We start from the raw sequence: 22,683 nt of genomic DNA on the forward strand, positions 1-22,683 counted from the left end.
TATTAATCTCCATTCACACGTTCAAAACGTCCTACTCGTTCACCATTTTTTTTCATATAAATACCAACTAACTCTTCTTTCCCATCCACGACTCTATATAGCTCGGCACCATTTTCGGGTAAACTCCTTGGGGCCACCCACTCTGGAATAATTTCACCGTTTCGACTGGCTAAAAAACCATTTTGCGTAGCTGGTGCGGCATCTTTTGCTGTACCACCAAACCTTTCTCCATATGGAATACCAATTTGCTCTGGTTTTTCTGCTTTAAATCTAATGACTCCATAACTATTTTTACCTTCTATAAATGGTGTATCTTTATAATCTAACCGTATTGATTCTAATATTTCATCATAACTTTTAATATGGCTTACATCATCTACTTTAGCTATATAACCACCCACTTCTGAGTTAAATTGTCCACTTAGAATTTTTTCAATATTTTCTTCCGGAATCACCTTTTGTAAGGTAGTCTCTCTTGTAATGGCAGGCACTCTGTCTCTAATCTGTTTTAACTGCATAGCTTCTGCATCGGTTAAATCCTGTACTCTTTTTAGTTTTAAATCCTGAAACTGATCTATCGTTAAATTGCTTTCTTTTAATATATCGTCTATTTGTGCCCTAAAACTATTTGGGTTAGGTGCTTCTTTAACAAACACAATTGGACGAGAAGGATTGAAAATATCCAAATCTGCACTTCGATTGATGGCCTGCTCGACTATTTTTTCTGCCTCTTGTGCCTCTTCAAAAGCCCGTGTTCTATTTAATAAAGCAACTCGCTCCGCGTCCTTTGCCTGCTCTAACGCTTCTGCGGCTTTATTTAAGTTAGTTTGGTGCATGCTTAAAGAAAGCTCGGGGGTTTTATTGCTTGCATTGACTAATTGCTTTTCTGCCTGAACCAATGTTTCTTGTGCTGTTTTATACGCTGATTCTGCCGCAACTCGCTCAGCCTGTGCCGTTTGCTCTAATACTTGGGTTGACTGCAATCTTTTTAAAGCAGCATTAGCTTCCGCATTGGTTTGCAAAACCTCTTTAGTCGCTTCTAATAATTCTGTTTGCCTTCTGGCGGCTCGGCTTAACTCTTGAGCCTCATCTATTGTTCTGACTAATTTTTGCCCATCAGCAACATTGTCTAAAGTATTCACCACTTTTTGCGTATCAGCAAGTACATCACCTGCCTTCCCTAATTGGCTTAACGTTTTTCCTTTCGCCATTGGTAGAAAAAATGTGCCGACATCTATTGTGGTTTTTACTGTTTCCGACTGAACCTTAAAGTCTCCCGTTAGATAAGCTTGATTGTGATCCCTTATTTTTTTCTCACCCCAACTGAGTACTTGTTCAGCACGCTGATTATGCCTCTCGGTTGCTTCTTTAAAAGTGTCAAAATTTTTGCCTAAAGTGCCAAAACTCATCATATTCAATTGGTTTAATTGTGAATCCACCACCAAACTTGCGCCACTTTTTGCTACATTGGTCACAGTTTGAATAGCCTGTTCATTATTGGCTCGTACACTTTTCATGGTATCAGGCGCTAATTTTGATAACGAGCCAAAAGTGATATTATCCAAACTTTGAAGCTGGCTGGTCATGCCAAACTTACCGACACCTACAGCAAGGTCCACTGTTCCCGAAACAGTTTCACCTACCCACAATCCTGCTCCTCTAATGGTTGCAATATTTGAGGCAGCTCGTCTTTTAAAATGGGCAGTAAAAGTATGGTCATCGGCATCTACTTTTAAGGCATTTGATACTATATTTTCAGCATTTTGATACCTTTTAGACACATCATTAACGACTGTGTCTTTAAATGATGCTACGTAATTTAGCGGTTGGCTTATGGTATCGATGGCTCTATCGACAAAGCTCTTTTCCTTTGGTTGTGTTACGACAGGCAATTCTGAGTAAAAAGTTGACTGTCTAACGGCACCAAATTGAGCATGACCTATGCCTAATGTACCTAAAACAGCCAAATTACTTGGGCTATCGTATGGGAAACTACGACGCAAGGGGCTAAATTTTTGTTCTTCTTGCATACGCTGCATATAAGGGTCATAACTCATGCCTCCTTGCTGAGAAACAGAGGTTTGTTGTTTTTGTTCCTGTGCCAGCCTTGCCTGTTCTGCTGCTTTTGCTTGAGCCAATTGCGCTTGTTGTCTGTCTATGTTCGCATTAATGCTGCTTTCTTGACCTATACCTTCTCGGGCTTTTTTATTTAAACTTTGTTTGGCTTCTTCGCTATATTGTTCAGGGTCATAACTGTACTCTTTGCCTGGGCGTATATTTGGAATAATGTGCCCATTATCGCCTTTGATGTATTTTACTTGTTTGCTATACAATAAATGCCCTAATGCCGCCTCAGGGTTATCGGGATCTAATCGTTTAGCCACATCAATGGCCGCATCGCCTTGTTTGGCGATTGTGGTTTGTAAGGTATTGTCTTTTTCAAGTATGGGCTCAGCTAAGGAGGCTTGCTGTTCTTTTTGCTGAGTTAACACAGTTTGTGGGTCAATTTTGACGATTGTTCGGTTGCCTAAAACGGCCATTAATCGTTTGTCTTCGGTTAAACCAAAATATTGTAGTTGTGGTTTGGCACCACCTTTTTCATCCATTTGTGCGGTTAACGCATCGATGAGTTGTTTTCGTTGCTCTGGGCTAAAACCTTGAAGCGTTTCTTGCACTTTCAGTATATTTTGACTTTGTTGTATATTTTGTAAACGATCCGGCGCAATAGCCAAGTTTGAAGGCTCTTGGCTTTGTACAGGCGTGCTTTTAGCCAAGACCTGATTCACATCAATATGGGCATAACTGCGATTAACCTGAGCCATCAAATGGCCTTCTTTTGACAAGTAAATATAGCCTACATTAGGCGGATTACCTTTTTTAGCCACATCTCTTGCTAAAGCTTCAGTCAAGGTTTTTTGTTGTTCAGGGGTATAGTTTCGTAAAGTCTCCCCAATATTTTGCTGAACCTGTTCTAAGGCTTTGGGTAGGCGTTGTTCAACTTCCTGTTCTTTTTGTTGTTGTAACTGTTGTTGCAAAGCCAGATCTGGCCCACCTTGTGAGCGTTGCATTTGTATATACTTTCATCATCAAGATAATCTTAAAATTATAGCAAATCAATATGCATTTTGGTAAAAAAATAGCCAATATACAATGATATTGGCTATTTTTAATTTTTAAACTTATTAACGCACTAGGAAGCTTTAATGGCACTTTCAATCAGTTGATGTAACAACTGCTCATCGGGCTCCCCCACAAAGGTTTTAATAATATTGCCATTTTTACCCACTAAAATGGATGTTGGTGTTAATTGAATACCACCAAATGCATCTGCAACAGAATTGTCTTTATCAATAGCCACTAAAAAAGGTAATTGGTTTTGCTGGGTAAAATTGCGCACTTGATTTTCTGGGTCGTAGCTCATGGCAACGGCTAAAGTTTGGTATCCTTGAGGTGCAAATTTTTGATGGGTTGCTTTAAGCATAGGCATTTCTTTGATACAACCTGAACAGGTTGTTGCCCAAAAATTAACCAAGGTTACTTTACCTTGTAATTGGCTTTGTGTAATGTTTTGCCCCTCTAATGAAGTTAAGGCAAAATCAGGGGCTTTTTTTTGATTAAAAAATAAGGCTGCGGCACCAAAACAGACAATAACCAGCAAAATTAAGGGGAACAGCCATTTTTTGTTTCTCATGTGCGTTTTATCCAATTGGTCGAGTGATTTTTATTGTGTGATTATAGTACTAAGTATGCTTTTGAACCAGAGCCCTGACCTTTTTTAACAACATTCCCCCTATAGGCATGATCCAACCATATCAATCGTCTTTAAAAAAGTAGAAATATTTACGCTCTGACGATATTTTCACCACAATTTGAACAATTTTCAATATTTGATAAGAAATCTAATTGGCAACTTACGCAACTGTTTTTGTTTCCCTCTAATACATCATTAACTGCACTTTTTGCGTCGAACTCACTGAATCCTTGATTTTGTTTTTTTTGAATAACCATTTGAACAGGCATACCTGATGCTAAATCTTCATACACACTATAACGTAATTTTTCATCTTCTGTTGGAGGCACATAGGTTAAAACGCTTTCATTATACTCAGCATGACAAGTGGCACATTTAATATAGGTACCCAAGGTTTGGGTTGGGAATAATGGAATAAAATAAAGTGTGAAGTAACGTGCAACTGTAATCTGTTTATAGGGCTGCTCTGAACCACAATCTGGACAATTAAAATGTCCACCAACTTTAACTTTTTCTCTATTTTTGCTTCCCCAAATAATCATGCTTTTCTCTTTTCCAAATATATTATTAACTCAATACATATAGAAGTATATCTTGATCTATTTTTTGATATTTGAATTAAATCAAATAAACTTCATCTGTTATCAAGTACGTCCTGATCCAATACGATGCAACAGACTGAAATTTTACCAACAACCATACTAATACTGGTATTGACCAAAATATAGCAGTTCTCAAACGATAAAATTTATTAAATTAAAATTAAGAAAAACAATAAAATAGTAAGGAAGCTGTTTTCATCAAACATCCTTTTTATATTTTTAAGACCTTACGTCTTAGGTAAAAAATTACCCAAACTTTTTTGAATGGATACTATTTTTCCTGTATTTTGGTCAAGCACAATAAAGGTAACTTGTGCACTGACCACTAATTGCTCTGTATCTTTAAGGTAAATTGTTTGTTTTAGGATAAATTTACGACTATTGATTTCCTGAAACTGGGTATGGATGACCAACAGGTCATCCATAACGGCACCATGTCGGTAATCAATGTTGATATTGATGACCATAAAAGCAAGATTTTTATGTAACGATTCAGATAAAATACCAAGCTGTTCGAAATAATCCCAACGCGCCTCCTCTAAAAACTCTAGGTAACGGGCATTATTGACATGCTGGTATAAATCCAGATGAAATCCTCTAACTCTTATATCAGTTTGATGCACAGACATCGATTTAATCTAGGACAAATGGTACAAATGCTTCTCGATCCAACTTATTGCCGCTTAAATCAGTCACAATACTCGACAATTGTAAATCAAACCATTCTGCAAAAATATCAGGATGCAAATCTGGCCATGTACTTCTGTCTTCACTCCAATCGGCTAACTCTGCGCTAAATACTTTTTCCAATTGTTCTTCTATTTGATCCCATGCTTCATCAATGTCTTCACAAGGTTCAATTAGGTATGCATTGGCATCTACTTGCAGATCCTCTAACGTGTACTCAGAAAAACCCGGTTCCTGTAAGGTTTTTAACCATAACCAAAATGGTTCACGAGGAATAACCAAAACAATACTGCGATTTACTTCATACATAATCATTCACCCTAGAGTCGTATCTATCTAAATACATCATTTATTTGAAAACAGATACATTTAGCTTATCTGATAAGCTTGAGTATAACAAAAAAAGTCACCCGCATACAGCAAGTGACTTTTTGATCAGTGTTTTTCTATATGATGTTAATCAAAAAAACCTTTTAATTTGTCCATAAAAGACTTAGAACGAGGGTTTTGTGCTTTAGTTTGCCCAGATGAAATGGTTTCAAACTCGGTCAACAACTCTTTTTGTCGCTCAGTCAAATGAACAGGCGTCTCTACCACAACATGACAGTACAAATCGCCTTTTGAGCTAGAACGCAATGATTTAATCCCTTTTGATGCCAATCTAAAACTTTTACCAGACTGAGTACCTGCTGGAATTTTCATTTTAGCAAGGCCATCTAAGGTTGGCACTTCCACTTCGCCACCTAAAGCAGCAGTCACAAAACTAATTGGAAACTCACAGTGCAAATCCATGCCATCGCGTTGAAAAACAGCGTTTTGCTTAACATGTACAATCACATATAAGTCACCATTTGGCGCACCATTGCGACCAGGTTCTCCTTTGTCGCTGACTCTGATACGGCTGCCTGTATCAACCCCAGCTGGAATACTGATTTCAAGGGTTTTGCTGGTTTTTAATAAACCATCGCCATGACATTTAACGCAAGGGTCTTTTATTTCCTGACCTGAACCATGACAAGTTGGACAGGTTTGTTGCATTTGGAAGATACCTTGACGCATCACAACCTGACCTGAGCCATGACAGGTTGAACAGGTTTGTGGTTTGGAACCTGCTTTTGCACCTGAACCATTACACACATCACACACATCATGTGTTGGAATGGTGATTTTCTTTTTCACGCCGTGTGCTGCTTCTTCTAGTGTAATTTCTATATCGTAACGCACATCTGCGCCACTATAATCTGGTTGACGTGCACCTGAGCGCCCACCACCAAACATTTCACTAAAAATATCACCAAAGCCACCAAAATCAAAGCTGGCACCGCCAAAACCACCACCAAAACCGCCGCCACCACCCATATTTGGGTCTACGCCTGCATGACCATATTGATCGTAGGCGGCTCTTTTTTGTGCATCCGAAAGGATATCATACGCTTTTTGAATTTCTTTAAACTTATCTTCAGCTTCTTTATTGTCTGGGTTTCGATCTGGGTGATACTTCATCGCCAGTTTACGATAGGCTTTTTTGATTTCATCTTCAGACGCACTTCGAGCCACGCCTAATATTTCGTAAAAATCTTTTTGACTCATTTAGTTTACCTTTTTTGACGCTATTCATATCTAAATAGGTCTATTATTTACGCAATAAAAGAAGGGGGACACCCTTCTTTTATTGCAGACCTAATTAAATATTAGTCCTTTTTATCTTTTACTTCTTCAAACTCTGCATCCACAACATCACCTTCTGCAGCATTATTGGCAGACTCACCGCCTGGTGCCGCAGCATTGGCCTCAGCCTGAGCTTGAGCATACATCATCTCACCCAATTTTTGGCTGGTGGTTGCTAAAACTTCTACTTTTGCATCAATAGCTGCTTTATCATCACCTTTTAATGCCTCTTCTACTTCTTTTAGGGCATTTTCAATGGATGTTTTCTCATCAGCACCCAATTTATCGCCATAGTCTGTTAACGATTTTTTCACTGAATGCACCATGGCTTCTGCCTGATTACGGCTTTGCACCAACTCCATCAACTTACGGTCTTCTTCTGCATTGGCTTCTGCGTCTTTAACCATACGTTCAATTTCTGCCTCATCCAAACCTGATGATGCCTGAATGGTGATATTTGATTGTTTTCCTGTGCCTTTGTCTTTTGCAGACACATGCAAAATACCATTAGCATCAATATCAAATGTCACTTCAATTTGTGGCATACCACGTGGTGCTGGTGGAATATCACTTAAATTAAACTGTCCTAAACTCTTATTAGCAGAGGCCAATTCACGCTCACCTTGTAATACATGAATGGTTACAGCACTTTGGTTGTCTTCTGCGGTAGAGAAGGTTTGGTTTGCTTTTGTCGGAATCGTTGTGTTTTTATTGATCAATTTGGTCATCACACCACCCATTGTTTCAATACCTAACGACAATGGTGTCACATCCAACAACAATACATCGGTACGATCACCTGACAACACTGAACCTTGAATAGCTGCACCCACTGATACTGCTTCATCAGGGTTCACATCTTTACGTGGTTCTTTACCAAAAAATTCTTTTACCTGTTCTTGTACTTTTGGCATACGTGTTTGACCACCCACCAAAATCACATCATCAATATCATTAACAGATAAACCTGCGTCTTTAATAGCAACTTTACAAGGTTCGATACTGCGTTTAACCAAGTCTTCTACCAAACTTTCAAATTTAGCACGGGTAATTTTTAACGCTAAATGTTTAGGGCCAGTTGCATCCATAGTGATATAAGGTAAATTCACTTCTGTTTGCTGACCGCTTGATAATTCGATTTTTGCTTTTTCAGCTGCTTCTTTCAAACGTTGCAAGGCCATTACATCTTTTTTCAAATCAATGCCTTGTTCTTTTTTGAATTCATCAACAATGTATTCAATCAAGCGTTGGTCAAAATCTTCACCACCTAAGAAGGTGTCCCCATTGGTCGCCAATACTTCAAATTGTTTGTCCCCATCAACATCAGCAATTTCAATGATTGAAATATCAAAGGTACCACCACCTAAGTCGTAAACAGCAATTTTTCTGTCGCCTTTTTGGTTTTTATCCATACCAAAAGCCAAGGCTGCTGCAGTCGGCTCATTGATGATACGTTTTACATCTAAGCCTGCAATACGTCCTGCATCTTTAGTGGCTTGACGTTGTGAGTCATTAAAATAAGCAGGCACAGTAATCACTGCTTCAGTAACTGTTTCACCTAAATAGTCTTCAGCTGATTTTTTTAACTTACGTAAAATTTCAGCAGAAATTTGTGGCGGAGCCAACTCTTTATCTCTTACTTTAACCCAAGCATCACCATTTGCTGCTTTAACAATATCAAAAGGCATTAAGTCGATGTCTTTTTGTACTTCTTTATCTTCAAAACGACGGCCGATCAAACGTTTTACTGCATAAATGGTGTTTTTAGGATTGGTCACAGCTTGACGTTTCGCTGGTGCACCGACCAAAATTTCATCATTATCCAAATACGCAATGATTGAAGGAGTTGTACGTGCGCCTTCAGCATTTTCAATAACTTTTGATTGTCCATTTTCAAACACAGACAAACATGAGTTTGTTGTACCTAAGTCAATACCAATAATTTTTGCCATAGTTCTTTGTCCTTTTTACTTTATTCTGTTCTTGAAGCATCCTGCTTCATTTCGTATGCAAGCAAGATGGTGTGCAAAAGTTGTTTTTCAAGCCCTATTTTTATTTTTTTATTCACTTTTCTCTTTTGAAACGACCACCAAAGCTGGGCGAACAACACGTTCTGCAACTTTATAGCCTTTTTGCATGACTTTAACGACAGTGTTCGGCTCTACTTCATTGGTTTCTTCTGTATTTAATGCTTGATGTAAATGAGGGTCCAGTTTTTCACCCATAGGGTTAATTTCTTGGATATTGACTTTATCAAATGCACTTTGTAACTGTTTCAATGTCAAATCCACACCAAACTTAAGTGCGTCAAATTGCCCACTTTGGTCTGCCAAAGCCATCTCTAAGCTATCTTTTACAGGCAAAAGCTCTGAAACAAATTTATTAATGGCAAATTTATGAGCCGCTTGCACATCCTCCTGAGCACGACGACGAGTGTTTTCTGACTCGGCTCTGGTACGCAAGACTAGGTCTTTTTGTTCTGCCAGTTGAGCTTCTAAATCAGCAATTTTTTGTTCAAGACTAACTTCTTCTTGAACAGATTCATCACCTACCTCTGCTTGCTGAGGTTCTGCTGATTTTATCGCCTCATCAACTTCTGAGGTTTGTTCTTGTGCCAAATTTTCTTTTTCTAACTCTTCACTCATTATTTGATCCTTAAATTTTCAGAACATTGATCGATTAAAATTATCTTTTTATATGAGGTCTCATACAATATATTTCAAGAGCAATATGCAGCTTTCCTATAATGTGATGCTTTTTAAGAAAAAAACACAATAGACTCGTCCTTTTTCATGCCTCATAAAACAAATTCAATATAGATAACTTAAACAAATTAATCCAATGAATCTGCCATATTAACTGATTGATTCGATTCAATTTGATGCAGTATCTCTTGCTCTTGCTTGCCAAAATACCAATTATAAAACCCAAATAATGTATTGACCATATAAGCAATACTCAAAACGACCATTGATAAAGCCTCTGTACTGCCATTTTGATATCGTATCGTCCACATGATGATCAGAAAAATATTCAATATAATATAAACCAACCATTGCTCTCTTAAACGATATAACATCATCATTGCGGCTAAAACAGCCAACACATTGGTTACACTATCTAAGTAAGGGCTATTTTGTCCCTGTATTTGTGAGAGGATATGGCCTAGAATTAAAGTGATGAGACTACAAAGTACAAAAGCCAAAAGCAAATGCAAACATGACATTTTTCTCATCAACACGATAGTGTTTATTGCATTTTTTTTCCACAGAAAAAAACCAATAATGTTCACTGGCACATAAAAAAATAGGTTCAGTGCAAACTCGCCAAACAAACCATTCATATAGGCAATATAAGCATAACCGACTGCATTATAAAAACCAAAATAATAGGTATAAATACTCCCCTTCGCGGCAAAAACAAGGAACAACACACCAGACATTAATACGGTGAGCATAAGTAGCGAATCATTTGCCGACCAAGATGTCAGCACTGCAATAAAGAAAAAGAGTACTAGCCAGCCCCACTCATACCACTTCAATTGCTTAAGTAAATTATTCATCATCTTTTTAAAACTGATTAAAAACAAATAAAAATGGCAATAACCACTTTAAAAAAGCCCTATTGCCACAGAAAACTAAAGAATACAGATCAAATATTACATGACATCCAATACTTCAATACCCAACAAATCTAAGCCTTGTTTTAAAGTACGGGCAGTTAGCTGCGTTAGTTGTAATCGGCTGTCTTTTAAACTGCCTTCTACTTTTAAAATTGGACACGCTTCATAAAAACGTGAAAATAAAGTGGCAATTTGATATAAATAGGTCGCTAAGTGATGTGGGTAACAACTTTGAGCCACTGTATTTAATACATCTTCAAACTGTAATAATGCAACAGCCAATTGTTTTTCAGCAACATCCTCTACAGCTATTGGGGCATTTTGGTCAAATTGCGCCACTTTACGAAATACGCTTTGAGTACGGGTATAAGCATATTGTAAATAAGGTGCGGTATTGCCTTCAAAAGACAACATGCTGTCCCATTTAAAAACGTAATCACTGGTTCTGCTTTTAGAAAGGTCGGCATATTTGACCGCACCAATCCCAACTACTTGGGCAATTTTAGCTACTTGCTCGGAGGTTAAATCAGGGTTTTTAGCCTGCACCAAAGCACCTGCTCTTTGTATGGCTTCATTTAATAAGTCTACTAACTTAACTGTGCCACCATCACGGGTTTTAAATGGTTTATTGTCTTCACCCATCATGGTACCAAAAGCGATATGCTCTAACCGAGCATCATCAGACACAAATTTTGCTTTACGAGCTGTACAAAAAAGTTCTTGAAAATGCAAACTCTGACGTGCATCGACGACATATAATGTGCGTTGTGCTTTAAGTTCTCTGGTACGGTAACGGATACACGCTAAATCGGTTGTGGCATATAAAAATCCACCACCTGTTTTTTGGATGATAAATGCAGCAGGCTTGCCGTCTTGATCTTTAAACTCATCCAAAAAGATGACTTTAGAGCCATTATCATCTACTGCCAAACCCATTTGCACCAGTTCATCCACTGTTGCTTGTAAGTCATTATTATAGGCCGACTCACCCATCACATCTTTTTGAGACAATAATAAACCTAATTTATTATAGACAGCCTGACAATGTGCTAAAGAAATAGAGACAAATTGTTTCCATAAAGCCAAAATTTCTTGATCACCACTTTGTAATTTGACCACATATTCTCTTGCTTTTTGAGCAAAGGCTGGGTCTTCGTCAAAACGTATTTTTGCTCTACGGTAAAAATCTTCTAAATCTGCTAAAGCAAGAGAAGCATCACCTTGTTGCTCTGTTTCCAGCAAATACGCTGTTAACATACCAAATTGCGTCCCCCAGTCACCGACATGATTCTGTGCAATGACATTGTGACCAAAAAAACGTAATACTCGATTTAAAGCATCACCAATAATACTGGAACGCAAATGCCCCACATGCATTTCTTTTGCCAAATTGGGGGAAGAATAATCAACAACAATGTTTTTGGGTGTATGTTCACTTACAGCCAAACGGTCACTTTGCAGCGCCATCTGTGCTTTTTGGATAATAAATTCTGGCGCTAAATGTATATTAATGAAACCTGGACCGGCTATTTCTGTTTTTTGAGCAATACCTTCTAGTTTTAGTGCGGATACAACTTGTTCAGCCAAAGATCTTGGGTTTGTTTTTTGTTTTTTAGCAGCCCCCATAACGCCATTAATCTGGTAATCACCAAACCCTGCTTTTGATGCAGCTTGTAATAAAATAGGCTCATCTTGTAAACCACACGCATCAAATGCTGCCCTAACATGCGCTTCAAGCTCCTGCAATAAACTCATTATCTTCCCTTATAATATTTTTGCCAAAATGGCTTTTTCTTTGCCTGCCATATTGGGGATTTTTACTGTAATGCCATTACCATTAGCTACTTGAGCAGGTTTGTCTTTTAAAATAATGGCTTCTAAAGTCACCACTTGGTTGCCACTTGGATGAATAATTTCCAACTGATCGCCAACAGCAAAACGGTTTTTCACTTCAATTTCAGCCCAGCCTTGTTCATCGACATCCAAAACCAAGCCAACAAATTGGCTTTTTTTCGATGTTGAGTGACCACTTAAGTAATTTTGGTAATCTTGTGTCTGATGACGCTCTAAAAAGCCTGGGGTATAACCACGGTTCGCTAGCCCTTCTAAATCAGCAAGCAAATTTAAATCAAATGGACGTTTTGCCACAGCATCATCAATGGCTTTACGGTAAGATTGCGCTGCACGGGCAACATAATAAATAGATTTGGTTCGCCCCTCGATTTTTAAGGAATCCACACCAATTTCAACCAATTTTTCAACCTGTTCAATGGCTCTTAAATCTTTAGAGTTCATGATATAGGTTCCATGCTCATCTTCCATTATGGGGATAAGCTCACCTGGTCTATTTGCTTCTTCAATTAAATAGGTTTTATCCGCTAATGGATGGCGTTCTGCCCCACCACATGAGGCAAATTGGTTGTCAGCTGCTTCTTGTGCTGCTTGAAAATTAAAATCTATTTTTTGAGCTGCACCTGCATCGTCTTGTGTTGAATCTTGAATTTTGTATTCCCAACGACAAGCATTGGTACAGGTACCTTGATTAGGATCACGATGATTAAAATAACCTGATAATAAACAACGCCCTGAATAGGCAATACATAAAGCACCATGCACGAAAACTTCCAGCTCCATATCGGGACATTCTTGACGAATTTCTGCGATTTCATCTAAAGAAAGTTCTCTAGACAAAATAATACGTGTAATGCCTAGTTTCTCCCAGAATTTAACCCCCATATAATTGACTGTATTGGCTTGTACAGATAAATGAACAGGAACTTCTGGCCATTTTTCGCGCACCATCATAATCAAACCAGGATCAGCCATAATCAGTGCATCTGGCTTCATGGCAATCACAGGTTCCATATCTTTTAAATAGGTACGTACTTTGGCGTTATGAGGCAATAAGTTACTGGCAACATAAAACTGTTTGCCCCGGGCATGCGCTTCTTCTATACCAACTCGTAACTCTTCAAGTTTAAATTCATTGTTTCTGGCACGCAGTGAATAACGAGGCTGCCCCGCATAAACGGCATCGGCGCCATAATCAAAGGCGGCTCTCATTCTTTCTAAGCCACCAGCAGGTAAAAGAAGTTCAGGTGTTTTCATAATATAAGGTGTGTGTACTTTAAATGTGGGGTTGTCTCTATGTTAATTAATTTGAGGCAAAGTATACGATTACTTTGCCTCAAATTTAACTTTATGATTAATTTTATCAGTTTTAATCGTTAAATAACACCCGTTTCGCTTCTTTTGCTAAATACACCCAAGTTTCAACTACTGTATCGGGGTTCAGAGAAATGGTTTCAATGCCTTTTTCCACCAACCATTTGGCAAAATCAGGATGATCAGATGGGCCTTGACCACAAATACCAATATATTTATTGTGACGCAAACAAGCTGAAATAGCCATATCCAACATTGCTTTTACAGCAGGGTCACGTTCATCAAATGTACTGGCAATAGGCCCACCACTGTCTCTATCTGTCCCTAGGGTTAACTGCGTCATATCATTAGAACCAATGGAAAAACCATCAAAGTACTCTAAAAAATAATCTGCTAAAACGGCATTGGTTGGTAGCTCACACATCATAATCAAACGCAAACCATTTTTGCCACGCTCTAAGCCATTTTGTTTTAATAATTCAACCGTCTGAGCAGCCTCTTTTAATGTGCGCACAAATGGAATCATCACTTCAAGGTTGGTCAACCCCATTTCATCACGGACTTTTTTTATGGCACGACATTCCAGTTCAAAACAGGCTTTAAATTGTGGAGAAATATAACGAGCAGCCCCTCTGAATCCAAGCATTGGGTTTTCTTCGTGGGGTTCATACAGATTTCCACCAATTAAATTAGCGTATTCATTTGATTTAAAGTCTGATGTTCTTAAAATAACCTTCTTAGGATAAAAAGCAGCAGCAATTGTTGCAACACCTTCTACAATTTTATCTACATAAAAATCTACTGGCGAACGATACCCTGCTGTTTTATCTTGAATGGTTTGTTTTAATGTGCTCTCTAATTGATCAAACTCTAATACTGCCTTTGGGTGAATACCAATTTGACGGTTAATGATAAACTCCATCCGAGCCAAGCCAACACCTTCATTGGGTAGCTTAGTGAAACCAAAAGCCAGCTCTGGATTGCCCACATTCATCATCACTTTGACGGGGCTTTGAGGCATTTTATCTAAAGAAAGATCGATGGTTTCTATGTCCAATAGTCCTTCATAAATATAACCCGTATCCCCTTGAGCACAAGAAACGGTTACATTCATACCATCGGATAAAACTTCCGTTGCATGACCACAACCAACCACAGCAGCAATACCCAACTCCCGAGCAATAATGGCTGCGTGACAAGTTCGCCCACCTCGATTGGTCACTATAGCGGAAGCCCGTTTCATAACGGGTTCCCAATCTGGATCGGTCATATCGGTCACCAAGACATCCCCTGGTTGAATGCTGTCCATTTGTTCAATGCTTTTAATGACTTTAACCACACCTTGACCAATTTTTTGACCAATTGATCGCCCTTCACACAATATGGGTGAGTGATTTTTTAATTGATAGCGACGCAGCTCATTACCTGTTTCCTGAGACTTAACGGTTTCTGGTCTGGCTTGTAAAATGTACAATTGGCCATCTATCCCATCCTTACCCCATTCAATGTCCATTGGTCGAGCATAATGCTCTTCAATAATTAAAGCGTATCGGGCCAATTGTGCGACTTCTTCATCAGTCAGGGCAAACTGCTTTCTTAAGTGCTCTGGCACATCAACAACCTGAACTGATTCTCCTGCCTGAGCGGCTTGAGCAAACACCATTTTGATTGCTTTAGAACCTAAATTTTTACGTAAAATTGCGGGTCGCTGTGCTTTTAGTGTTGGCTTATGGACATAAAACTCATCTGGATTGACCGAACCTTGCACAACAGTTTCCCCCAAACCATACGCAGCGGTAATAAACACAACTTGGTCAAAACCTGATTCTGTATCCATTGTAAACATGACGCCCGCACAACCATCATCAGATCGAACCATTCTTTGTACACCAACAGACAAAGCAACGTCTTGATGAGAAAAGTCTTTATGCACACGATAAGAAATAGCACGATCATTATACAAAGAAGCAAATACTTGTTTTGCCGCCTGTTTAACATTGTCTAGCCCACTAATATTTAAAAAAGTTTCCTGCTGGCCAGCAAAAGAAGCATCGGGTAAATCTTCTGCTGTAGCAGAAGAGCGTACCGCAACGCAAATCTCTGCCCCCCCAGCATCAGCAACCATCTTAGCCCATGCAGCATCAATTTCTTGCTCTAGATCTTGAGGAAAAGACGTTTGCATGATCCATTGACGAATTTGTGCACCTGTTTGGGTTAATTGCGTTATATTGTCTACATCCAATTGCTGCAAAAGCTGATCAATACGTTTATCTAAACCATCCTGAGCCAAAAAGGTTCGATATGCAGCAGCAGTTGTGGCAAAGCCCCCAGGTACTCTAATGCCTTGAGAGGATAATTGGCTGATCATCTCCCCTAAAGAAGCATTTTTTCCACCAACGCGTTCAACATCGGTCATACGCAAATGTTCAAACCAGATAACGTTATTTTCTATCATGTCAAATCCACTTTTTAAAATAAAGAAAAACTGCTCATACACAAAGCCTAATTGATTAGGCACGACAAATGGTGATTTATTATTTTTTTAAATGAATCAGTTCTATAACTGAAATGAGCTGGGGAGAAAATAAATTGATTTCTCCCCTAACAAGACATTGACAACTTAATTTACTTGTACATCATTATTTTGATTTTCTTTTACAAACAGCATGGCAATAATGCCCACTACGGTAACAACTGCTGCAAAATAAAAACCACTATTCAAACTACCTGTACGATCCGCCAAAAAGCCTGTGACATAGGGTGCACAAATGGAAGCACACATACCAAAGAAATTATATAAACTAAATGCAGTACTTAAAGCAGCTTTAGGTGCATTATCGGCAACTAAGGCAACCAATACAGGGTTTAAACTGATCTTACCAATAAACCCATAAAGTACCAACACGGCAATTAAAACAGCGTAAGAGTTTGAATACACAATCCCAAAAATCGCCACTAAAGATAATGGCATCATAAACAATACCACGGGTTTTCTTTTACCTAATTTGTCGGATACATAGCTACATAATAATGTGCCCACAATAGAAATCCAAGGCACAATAGAAGCAATTTGTGAAGCTTGAACTTTATCCATTCCTCGCTCTGCTTCTAAATAATTAGGTAACCAAGTAATGATCACAAAGAACCCATAAATAGAACAGAAAATGGTGATATAGGCCAAAACCAGATTACGGTTTTTAAACAAGTCACTGAATTTAAAAGCTTCTTTAGATTGTGCTTGTACAGCATTTTGCTCGGCAGCTTTTGGATCAGCTTTTTCTCTGATCCAAAATAACATCATGAGTGTCACGATCAAAATAGGCACAGCAACAACTACAAAAGGCATTTTCCATGAGGTATGGTAGTTTGTCACCATAATACTGGATAAGTAGTAACCAAAGGCAATACCAAAAGACATACCACTACCAATAACCGCACTGCCTAAGGTGATCCATTTTTTTGGAATGGCTTCAGATGACAAGGCATATTGTGGTCCATAATACGCGCCTTGTGCAGCACCTGTAATCATCCATAATGCAATGAAAATCATAAATGTTGGTGACACTGCAATGGATGCAATAAATACAGCATAAAGGAAAAAACCTGTCACCAATACTTTTTTGCGCCCTATTTTATCGCCTAAAATACCTGATGGCACTTGTAAGAAGGTGTAGGTTAAGAAAAACAAACTCATCACCCCACCGGTTTGTGCTTTAGATAAGCCAAATTCTGATTGGATTTCAGATATAACGGGACTTAAGACACTTCGACCAGCGTAAATCACCACCCAACCCAAGAAAAAGACTATGACGACTTTTATCCAATAAGAGTCGATTTTTTTTGATTCGTTTTGCATAATAATGCTCCTTATTACAACTATTTAATTTCTTTAGAATCAGTTTGTAATGCCATATAAACACCAAATAAACCATCTATTCCTGAATGTGCACCAACCTGTGTCATATTCTCTAAATACCGCAATAAAGAAGTAACTGGAGTAGGCAAAAACAGTGATTTGACTACCTGTAACAATCTGGATGAAAACAAACCCTGTATAGCACAATCAAAGTACGCAATACTCAGTGGCGTGGTTAATATTGCATAAGTTTCACGATGAAGATGAAAATAACACCATAAAGCAGATACATGTTGTAACCGTATATACTGAACACACATTGCCCCAATAAGCATATCGTCCCCACTTGGTGTACTGCCAGGCCCTCTACCAATAAGCCATTTAACAGCATCTTCCCAACCTAACGCATTTGACGCATTGTGTTCTGGCTGTGTTAATGCTGTTTTAATAATAGGGTCGTTTATTAAGCATTTCATTTCCCCCAACCCCAATATCTTCTGTTGATTTAAAAAATCTGATAAGACACTCATTTTTTGAGCCAACAGTTGATAGGATGGTGGGATTAAAGATGCTTTTAAGCTAAACTGTTTGACTTTACTTAGTTCAATTAAAAAGTAATTTTGATGAAAAGCTTGCTCAAAATCATGCTCACTCAGAATAATCTGTTCAGGTAAAAGTCCTTTTGTACGATCTGAAATAAAGATTGTTTTTGAATTTGGCATTTCTTGTATTTCAACCACTAAGCCATGAGCAAACCGTGCCTGAACAACTAACTTTATGGTATTAAAGTCAGTTAGTTCTAAATGTTGGCTAACAGCAAGTGGTCGAAAACAAAGCATTTTTTAACTCCAATAATCCATTTACGCTGGATATTTTTGGGCCAAAGCCAATAAAGCTTTTTCAAAACAAGGTAATGGTGCTCTCACCGTACCAGCACCGACTTGACCAATACCTGGCTCTTTATGGGCAATACCTGTGTTGATTAATGGTGTGATACCTGTTTCAACAACCAAACGAACATCAATCCCAACACAAGCACCTCTAAAATTCCAAGTAGGAATAGATAAAGCTGGGTTTTGCGATAAACAAATTTCAGCCATTTCATTACTGATTTCTAATGCATCATCAAAACCACCTGCACCAACAAAACGAGTCACGCCGGGTGCCGCAATCATGGTCATCCCGCCCACACCAAAAGTTTCTGTAATCGCACTGTCTCCAATATCTGGGTTAGCATCTTCTTGGCTATATCCAGTAAAAAATAAACCTTGTGGCGTATTAACTGGTGCCGTAAACCATTGATCACCTAACCCACTGACTCGAATAGCGAACTCTTTACCATTACGTGTCATTGCAGTCACAATAGTGCCTTCCCCCACAGTATGTGCGGCATCCATAGCTGCTTTACAATAAGCCATCGCAACATTTAAGAAAAACTGATCTGTTTTACCCAAAAAAGACAAAATTTCGACACGTTCTTGATCCGTAATATCAATGGCCGCAATTTCTGGGCTCAATGTCCTTAACAACAAAGCAGATGCAGCAATATTGCGTTGATGAAACTCATCCCCCATGGTAATAGCTTGAGCCATTAATGCTGTTAAATCAATACCTTCTTCAAAACGTTTTAATGCTTTAGATAATGCAGGTGCCAGTACATCTTTCATCCAATGCAATCTGGTTTGTACTTCTTCCCCATAAGCGCCAAAACGCATAACCTTACCAATACCCTCATTCATATTGCAATAAGCAAAATTACCATGCGTGGTATTTTTCACTTTCAATACAGGCATGCTTTGTGAAGTAATACCTCCCATTGGTCCCACAGCACCAACATAATGGCAAGGTTTAAATGCTATTTGGTCGCTTTGCAGCATGTTTACTGCTTCTTGTTCTGTCGCAGCCCATCCTTCAAATAATAACGCACCAATACATGCGCCTTTCATCGGGCCTGTCATATCAGCATAGGCAATAGGCGGGCCAGCATGTAACAGTATTTTCTTTTCTCTTAATTCTGGAATCGCTTCTCCTGCTGGAACAACATCTTGCCAAAATGGGCGAGCCGATTTAATCATTTCAATAACTTTTTCATTTGCTAAAGCAATCGTATTATTCATGATGCAGCCTTTCATTTACTTAAATTCAATCAATAAAAACATTACTGTAATTGGTCTAAAGCTTTAATTAACTGTTCATCACCTCCAGCAGGTGGCGCCCAATTGACTTGAACAACATTTGCTTTTGATTTCAATAAATCGTCTGCAAATGAACGCAAGCCAATGTTGATGACTTTTGGTCCATCCTGAATCAATGTTGATGTTTGTTCAGTTGATGAAGTTAATTGTTTATAAGGTTCTGTTTGTTGGGTAATTCTGACCGCAGCTTCAATGGCTTCACGATTATTGGATAACAGCATCACACCTGCATCTTTAAGGATTTTTTTCTGAAGTCTGATATCCTGATAATCTTCATCTGTCCCACAAATGGCGGCAATATAAGTCACTTGTCCATCTTCTGCTTTGCGCTGAGCGCGTGCGGCTTCTATTGTTTGCGCAGCCTGTTCGGCTGGGTTTTCATGAGCGCCAAAACCAATGACCATATCCATAACAACCACGGCTGTTTTTGGGTCTGTGCCCGCTTTAAGAATCAACTCATTGCGCACAGAAGGATCAATCATGGGGTGAGCACGATTAACAGTATAAACATCATCCCCTAAGTCGATTACAGAATGACCATTGTGTGCAAACATCACACCTTCAGGGTGATCACCAGAAAATGGAACATCTAATGCATTTGCCAACAACATTGCCGCTTCTGATGCTAAGGTACCACCACAAAATAAGCCTCTGATTTGTGTTTGTTCAGTACTCATTTTTGCTTTGGCTTTTGCTTCATTAATACGCTGCTGACGCGCAACGGCTTTTTGTGCTGCTTGATCTAAGGTCGCTGCAAATTCTATATTACCATCTGAATGTGTATTATTTTCACCAAGGAAAATGGCCACAACAGGTTTCTCTTGGCTTTTTAATTTTGCAATAACCTTTTCTTTCACTTCTTTTGCAGGAGGTTTAGAAACAAAAACAATCATATCGGTGTTGTTATCATGAGCAAGCATTTCAATTGCATCTAAAGCACTGATCCCACCAATTTGACTGGACAAATCTCGCCCACCTAAACCAATTGCATGCGAAATACCTTCACCCAAATAATCAACACCAGACAAAACGGCCTGAATACCTGTACCAGAAGCACCAATCACACCAATACTGCCTTTTCGATTTAAGTTCGAAAAAGCCAAAGGAATATTTTTAATGGTACCTGTCCCACAATCAGGTCCCATAACGATCAGTTTATTCTGATGAGCATATTGTTTTAATGCCAACTCATCTTTAACTGAAACATTGTCACTGAAAATAAAAACATTTAAATGATTGTCTAATGCCTTTTTAGCTTCCCTTGCAGCATATTTACCTGCAATTGAAATCAACGCCAAATTAGCATTATTCATATGATTAAGTGCACCTTTAAGTGACTTCACTTGTGCATAAGAAGAGCTTTTTCTTTGAACAGACTGATCTTCTAAAAAAGCATTCACCGCTTCAATAACAGCGGGCACTACCGATTCATCATCCCCTTCAATAGCAATACATAAATCGCTGGCTTTAGCAGCGCTGATTTCTTGAGTCAAAAGCCCTGTGTTTTCAAAAATCTCCTTGTTGGCATTGGTGCCCATCATGATAGAAATTTTAGATACCTTAGGCATATCAGCCAGCTTTTTACTCAAAAGCATCAAACTGACTGAATCTTGAAACACACCATTTTTAATGACAGAGTACAACATACACCCTCCTGGTTGAACAAAATAATCAATTATTATTCACTAATCTACATCTTTGCTTTTCCTGATTTAAAAAAAATCAGACAGCAACAGTAACAGGATGTTATTAAGAGAAATTTGGTCTTAATTAATTTAAAACCATAGTAGGAGATTTATGAGCAAAAGGATAGATGTAAACGATGTTCTTAAAATTTTATTGGCAATACTGCCTTAATTGATGAAAATTTTTCAAAGAAAAAGCACTCTCTATAAGGATGGATACAAACAAAGATAATGAGATAAAAAACTCAAAATATTATTGATTTATCTAAAAAAAATTTCGACAAAAAAAAGGACAAAAAAATATTCTTGCCCAAAAAAGACTTAAAAACATTATTGCCACAATTTTTTCAACGATGGATTAAATCATCATAAATGACTCTAAGAACTTGACCTTCAGAAAAAGAATGTTCTATCCACTGTGCAACCTCTCCTTTTAACTCATGTTTAATCGCCAATAACATACGTGAAGGTTGACGAGGATTTTTAATTTCTTTTTCAATCAATTTTTTCTCTTCAATATCTTTTCTGACCATATAATCTGGTAAAAAACCAATACCCACCCCCAAGCGTTGCACCTGATATTTTGTTTCCAAATCTGGCACTTTAATGATTTCTTGACCATGTAAAAGCCAGCCAACTTTTTTGGTAATGTTTAATGCAGTATCCTCAATAAAGGCGGAAGGATAAAGACGCAGAACACTTTCAGGAATAGGTTCGACTGCATTGGCTAAAGGGTGATTAGGGGCAATAACAAACTTCCAATGAACGCGGCCTAATTCGATATAATCCAGCCCGCCCCCCTCTACCAATTTACCTGGTGCACCAATAGCAATATCAATGTTTTTATTTAATATCGCATCCCAAACACCATTATAAACTTCGGTGGTAATAATGACCTGACACAAAGGAAAACGTTGCTTAATATAACTTAATAATTTTGATGTATGATAAGGCGTATGCATCAAATTATTAATACAAATTCTTAACTTAAATTCAATGCCTTGATTAATACTATTCAAACTACGCTGTATCGAATTAAAGTCATTTAAAAGATGTACCGCCTTTTGATAAAAATAATTACCCGCTTCAGTCAATTCAACATTACGGGTATTACGCTGTAAAAGATCCATACCTAAATAGGTTTCCATTCTTTTAATGGCATAGCTTATGGCCGATGATGTCAATCCAAGCTCATCAGCAGCCCGACTCAAATTTTTATGTTTTGCCACTTGGGCAAAAATGTATAAATTATCTTCACTAAACACCGATTTCATAATATTACCCACCTAAAAATTATGTCACATCAAATTAATGAAAAAATATCACTAATAATTTTCAAATTGATGATATTTTTTTAAGCACATTCCCATTTTAGTAAATATCCTTATAATAAAACAAGAAAAATTTATCAATTTAACTTTTTTATCAAAAAGTTGCTTAATTTTATTAAGA

General features: G+C 38.1%; 17 protein-coding genes. All 17 read right to left on the reverse strand.

What is annotated here, in order from left to right; all coding sequences use genetic code 11:
* Positions 1-2: 2 nt before the first annotated feature.
* The 17 genes from AADH04_RS00220 to AADH04_RS00300 all read right to left on the reverse strand — a co-directional run bounded on the left by AADH04_RS00220 (position 3) and on the right by AADH04_RS00300 (position 22,505).
* Positions 3-3,068, reverse strand: a complete 3,066-nt coding sequence (locus AADH04_RS00220) for a hypothetical protein (protein WP_434778244.1) — start codon at positions 3,066-3,068, stop codon at positions 3-5.
* A 122-nt stretch (positions 3,069-3,190) separates the two neighbouring features.
* The gene (locus AADH04_RS00225) at positions 3,191-3,691 is read right to left on the reverse strand and encodes a peroxiredoxin family protein (RefSeq protein WP_434778245.1); all 501 of its coding nucleotides are present in this window, start codon (positions 3,689-3,691) and stop codon (positions 3,191-3,193) included.
* 149 nt (positions 3,692-3,840) lie between these two features.
* Complete coding sequence (locus tag AADH04_RS00230; protein ID WP_434778246.1) at positions 3,841-4,293, reverse strand: zinc-ribbon domain-containing protein; 453 nt, start codon at positions 4,291-4,293, stop codon at positions 3,841-3,843.
* 287 nt (positions 4,294-4,580) lie between these two features.
* Positions 4,581-4,982, reverse strand: a complete 402-nt coding sequence (locus AADH04_RS00235; RefSeq protein ID WP_434778247.1) for an acyl-CoA thioesterase — start codon at positions 4,980-4,982, stop codon at positions 4,581-4,583.
* Between the two features lie 4 nt (positions 4,983-4,986).
* Positions 4,987-5,349, reverse strand: a complete 363-nt coding sequence (locus AADH04_RS00240; protein WP_434778248.1) for a VacJ — start codon at positions 5,347-5,349, stop codon at positions 4,987-4,989.
* A 147-nt stretch (positions 5,350-5,496) separates the two neighbouring features.
* Entirely contained in the window at positions 5,497-6,630 is a 1,134-nt protein-coding gene (dnaJ, locus tag AADH04_RS00245) for a molecular chaperone DnaJ (protein WP_434778249.1), read from the reverse strand.
* A gap of 101 nt (positions 6,631-6,731) precedes the next feature.
* Entirely contained in the window at positions 6,732-8,660 is a 1,929-nt protein-coding gene (dnaK, locus tag AADH04_RS00250; protein ID WP_434778250.1) for a molecular chaperone DnaK, read from the reverse strand.
* 108 nt (positions 8,661-8,768) lie between these two features.
* Entirely contained in the window at positions 8,769-9,353 is a 585-nt protein-coding gene (gene grpE, locus AADH04_RS00255) for a nucleotide exchange factor GrpE (RefSeq protein ID WP_434778251.1), read from the reverse strand.
* A gap of 188 nt (positions 9,354-9,541) precedes the next feature.
* Positions 9,542-10,273: a nicotinamide riboside transporter PnuC gene (gene pnuC, locus AADH04_RS00260; RefSeq protein WP_434778252.1), complete on the reverse strand. Its 732-nt coding sequence runs from the start codon at positions 10,271-10,273 to the stop codon at positions 9,542-9,544.
* A gap of 93 nt (positions 10,274-10,366) precedes the next feature.
* On the reverse strand, positions 10,367-12,085 hold the full coding sequence (gene argS, locus AADH04_RS00265; RefSeq protein WP_434778253.1) for an arginine--tRNA ligase: 1,719 nt from the start codon (positions 12,083-12,085) through the stop codon (positions 10,367-10,369).
* Between the two features lie 9 nt (positions 12,086-12,094).
* Positions 12,095-13,438 carry a tRNA 5-hydroxyuridine modification protein YegQ gene (yegQ, locus tag AADH04_RS00270; protein ID WP_434778254.1) on the reverse strand — a complete coding sequence of 448 codons (1,344 nt, stop codon included), beginning with the start codon at positions 13,436-13,438 and terminating at the stop codon, positions 12,095-12,097.
* Positions 13,439-13,550: 112 nt separating this feature from the next.
* Positions 13,551-15,950 carry a phosphoenolpyruvate synthase gene (gene ppsA, locus AADH04_RS00275; RefSeq protein ID WP_434778255.1) on the reverse strand — a complete coding sequence of 800 codons (2,400 nt, stop codon included), beginning with the start codon at positions 15,948-15,950 and terminating at the stop codon, positions 13,551-13,553.
* Between the two features lie 165 nt (positions 15,951-16,115).
* Entirely contained in the window at positions 16,116-17,351 is a 1,236-nt protein-coding gene (locus tag AADH04_RS00280; protein ID WP_434778256.1) for an MFS transporter, read from the reverse strand.
* A 20-nt stretch (positions 17,352-17,371) separates the two neighbouring features.
* The gene (locus AADH04_RS00285; RefSeq protein WP_434778257.1) at positions 17,372-18,190 is read right to left on the reverse strand and encodes a DUF2877 domain-containing protein; all 819 of its coding nucleotides are present in this window, start codon (positions 18,188-18,190) and stop codon (positions 17,372-17,374) included.
* 21 nt (positions 18,191-18,211) lie between these two features.
* A complete protein-coding gene (locus AADH04_RS00290) occupies positions 18,212-19,468 on the reverse strand; it encodes a DUF1116 domain-containing protein (protein ID WP_434778258.1) in 1,257 nt (418 codons plus the stop codon).
* 41 nt (positions 19,469-19,509) lie between these two features.
* Complete coding sequence (fdrA, locus tag AADH04_RS00295; RefSeq protein WP_434778259.1) at positions 19,510-21,192, reverse strand: acyl-CoA synthetase FdrA; 1,683 nt, start codon at positions 21,190-21,192, stop codon at positions 19,510-19,512.
* Positions 21,193-21,578: 386 nt separating this feature from the next.
* Positions 21,579-22,505, reverse strand: coding sequence for a LysR substrate-binding domain-containing protein (locus AADH04_RS00300; RefSeq protein ID WP_434778260.1), 927 nt, complete (start codon positions 22,503-22,505; stop codon positions 21,579-21,581).
* Between the last annotated feature and the right edge of the window lie 178 nt (positions 22,506-22,683).

The organism is Neisseria sp. Ec49-e6-T10 (assembly GCF_051132615.1).
Lineage (GTDB): Bacteria > Pseudomonadota > Gammaproteobacteria > Burkholderiales > Neisseriaceae.

Excerpts from the sequence above, each read along its gene's own strand:
- AADH04_RS00300 (WP_434778260.1), bottom strand. The coding sequence starts at position 22,505 with ATGAAATCGGTGTTTAGTGAAGATAATTTATACATTTTTGCCCAAGTG.
- AADH04_RS00225 (WP_434778245.1), bottom strand. The coding sequence starts at position 3,691 with ATGAGAAACAAAAAATGGCTGTTCCCCTTAATTTTGCTGGTTATTGTC.
- AADH04_RS00220 (WP_434778244.1), bottom strand. The coding sequence starts at position 3,068 with ATGCAACGCTCACAAGGTGGGCCAGATCTGGCTTTGCAACAACAGTTA.
- argS (WP_434778253.1), bottom strand. The coding sequence starts at position 12,085 with ATGAGTTTATTGCAGGAGCTTGAAGCGCATGTTAGGGCAGCATTTGAT.
- AADH04_RS00290 (WP_434778258.1), bottom strand. The coding sequence starts at position 19,468 with ATGAATAATACGATTGCTTTAGCAAATGAAAAAGTTATTGAAATGATT.
- yegQ (WP_434778254.1), bottom strand. The coding sequence starts at position 13,438 with ATGAAAACACCTGAACTTCTTTTACCTGCTGGTGGCTTAGAAAGAATG.
- grpE (WP_434778251.1), bottom strand. The coding sequence starts at position 9,353 with ATGAGTGAAGAGTTAGAAAAAGAAAATTTGGCACAAGAACAAACCTCA.
- AADH04_RS00235 (WP_434778247.1), bottom strand. The coding sequence starts at position 4,982 with ATGTCTGTGCATCAAACTGATATAAGAGTTAGAGGATTTCATCTGGAT.
- pnuC (WP_434778252.1), bottom strand. The coding sequence starts at position 10,273 with ATGATGAATAATTTACTTAAGCAATTGAAGTGGTATGAGTGGGGCTGG.
- AADH04_RS00285 (WP_434778257.1), bottom strand. The coding sequence starts at position 18,190 with ATGCTTTGTTTTCGACCACTTGCTGTTAGCCAACATTTAGAACTAACT.
- ppsA (WP_434778255.1), bottom strand. The coding sequence starts at position 15,950 with ATGATAGAAAATAACGTTATCTGGTTTGAACATTTGCGTATGACCGAT.
- dnaJ (WP_434778249.1), bottom strand. The coding sequence starts at position 6,630 with ATGAGTCAAAAAGATTTTTACGAAATATTAGGCGTGGCTCGAAGTGCG.
- AADH04_RS00280 (WP_434778256.1), bottom strand. The coding sequence starts at position 17,351 with ATGCAAAACGAATCAAAAAAAATCGACTCTTATTGGATAAAAGTCGTC.
- AADH04_RS00230 (WP_434778246.1), bottom strand. The coding sequence starts at position 4,293 with ATGATTATTTGGGGAAGCAAAAATAGAGAAAAAGTTAAAGTTGGTGGA.
- dnaK (WP_434778250.1), bottom strand. The coding sequence starts at position 8,660 with ATGGCAAAAATTATTGGTATTGACTTAGGTACAACAAACTCATGTTTG.
- AADH04_RS00240 (WP_434778248.1), bottom strand. The coding sequence starts at position 5,349 with ATGTATGAAGTAAATCGCAGTATTGTTTTGGTTATTCCTCGTGAACCA.
- fdrA (WP_434778259.1), bottom strand. The coding sequence starts at position 21,192 with ATGTTGTACTCTGTCATTAAAAATGGTGTGTTTCAAGATTCAGTCAGT.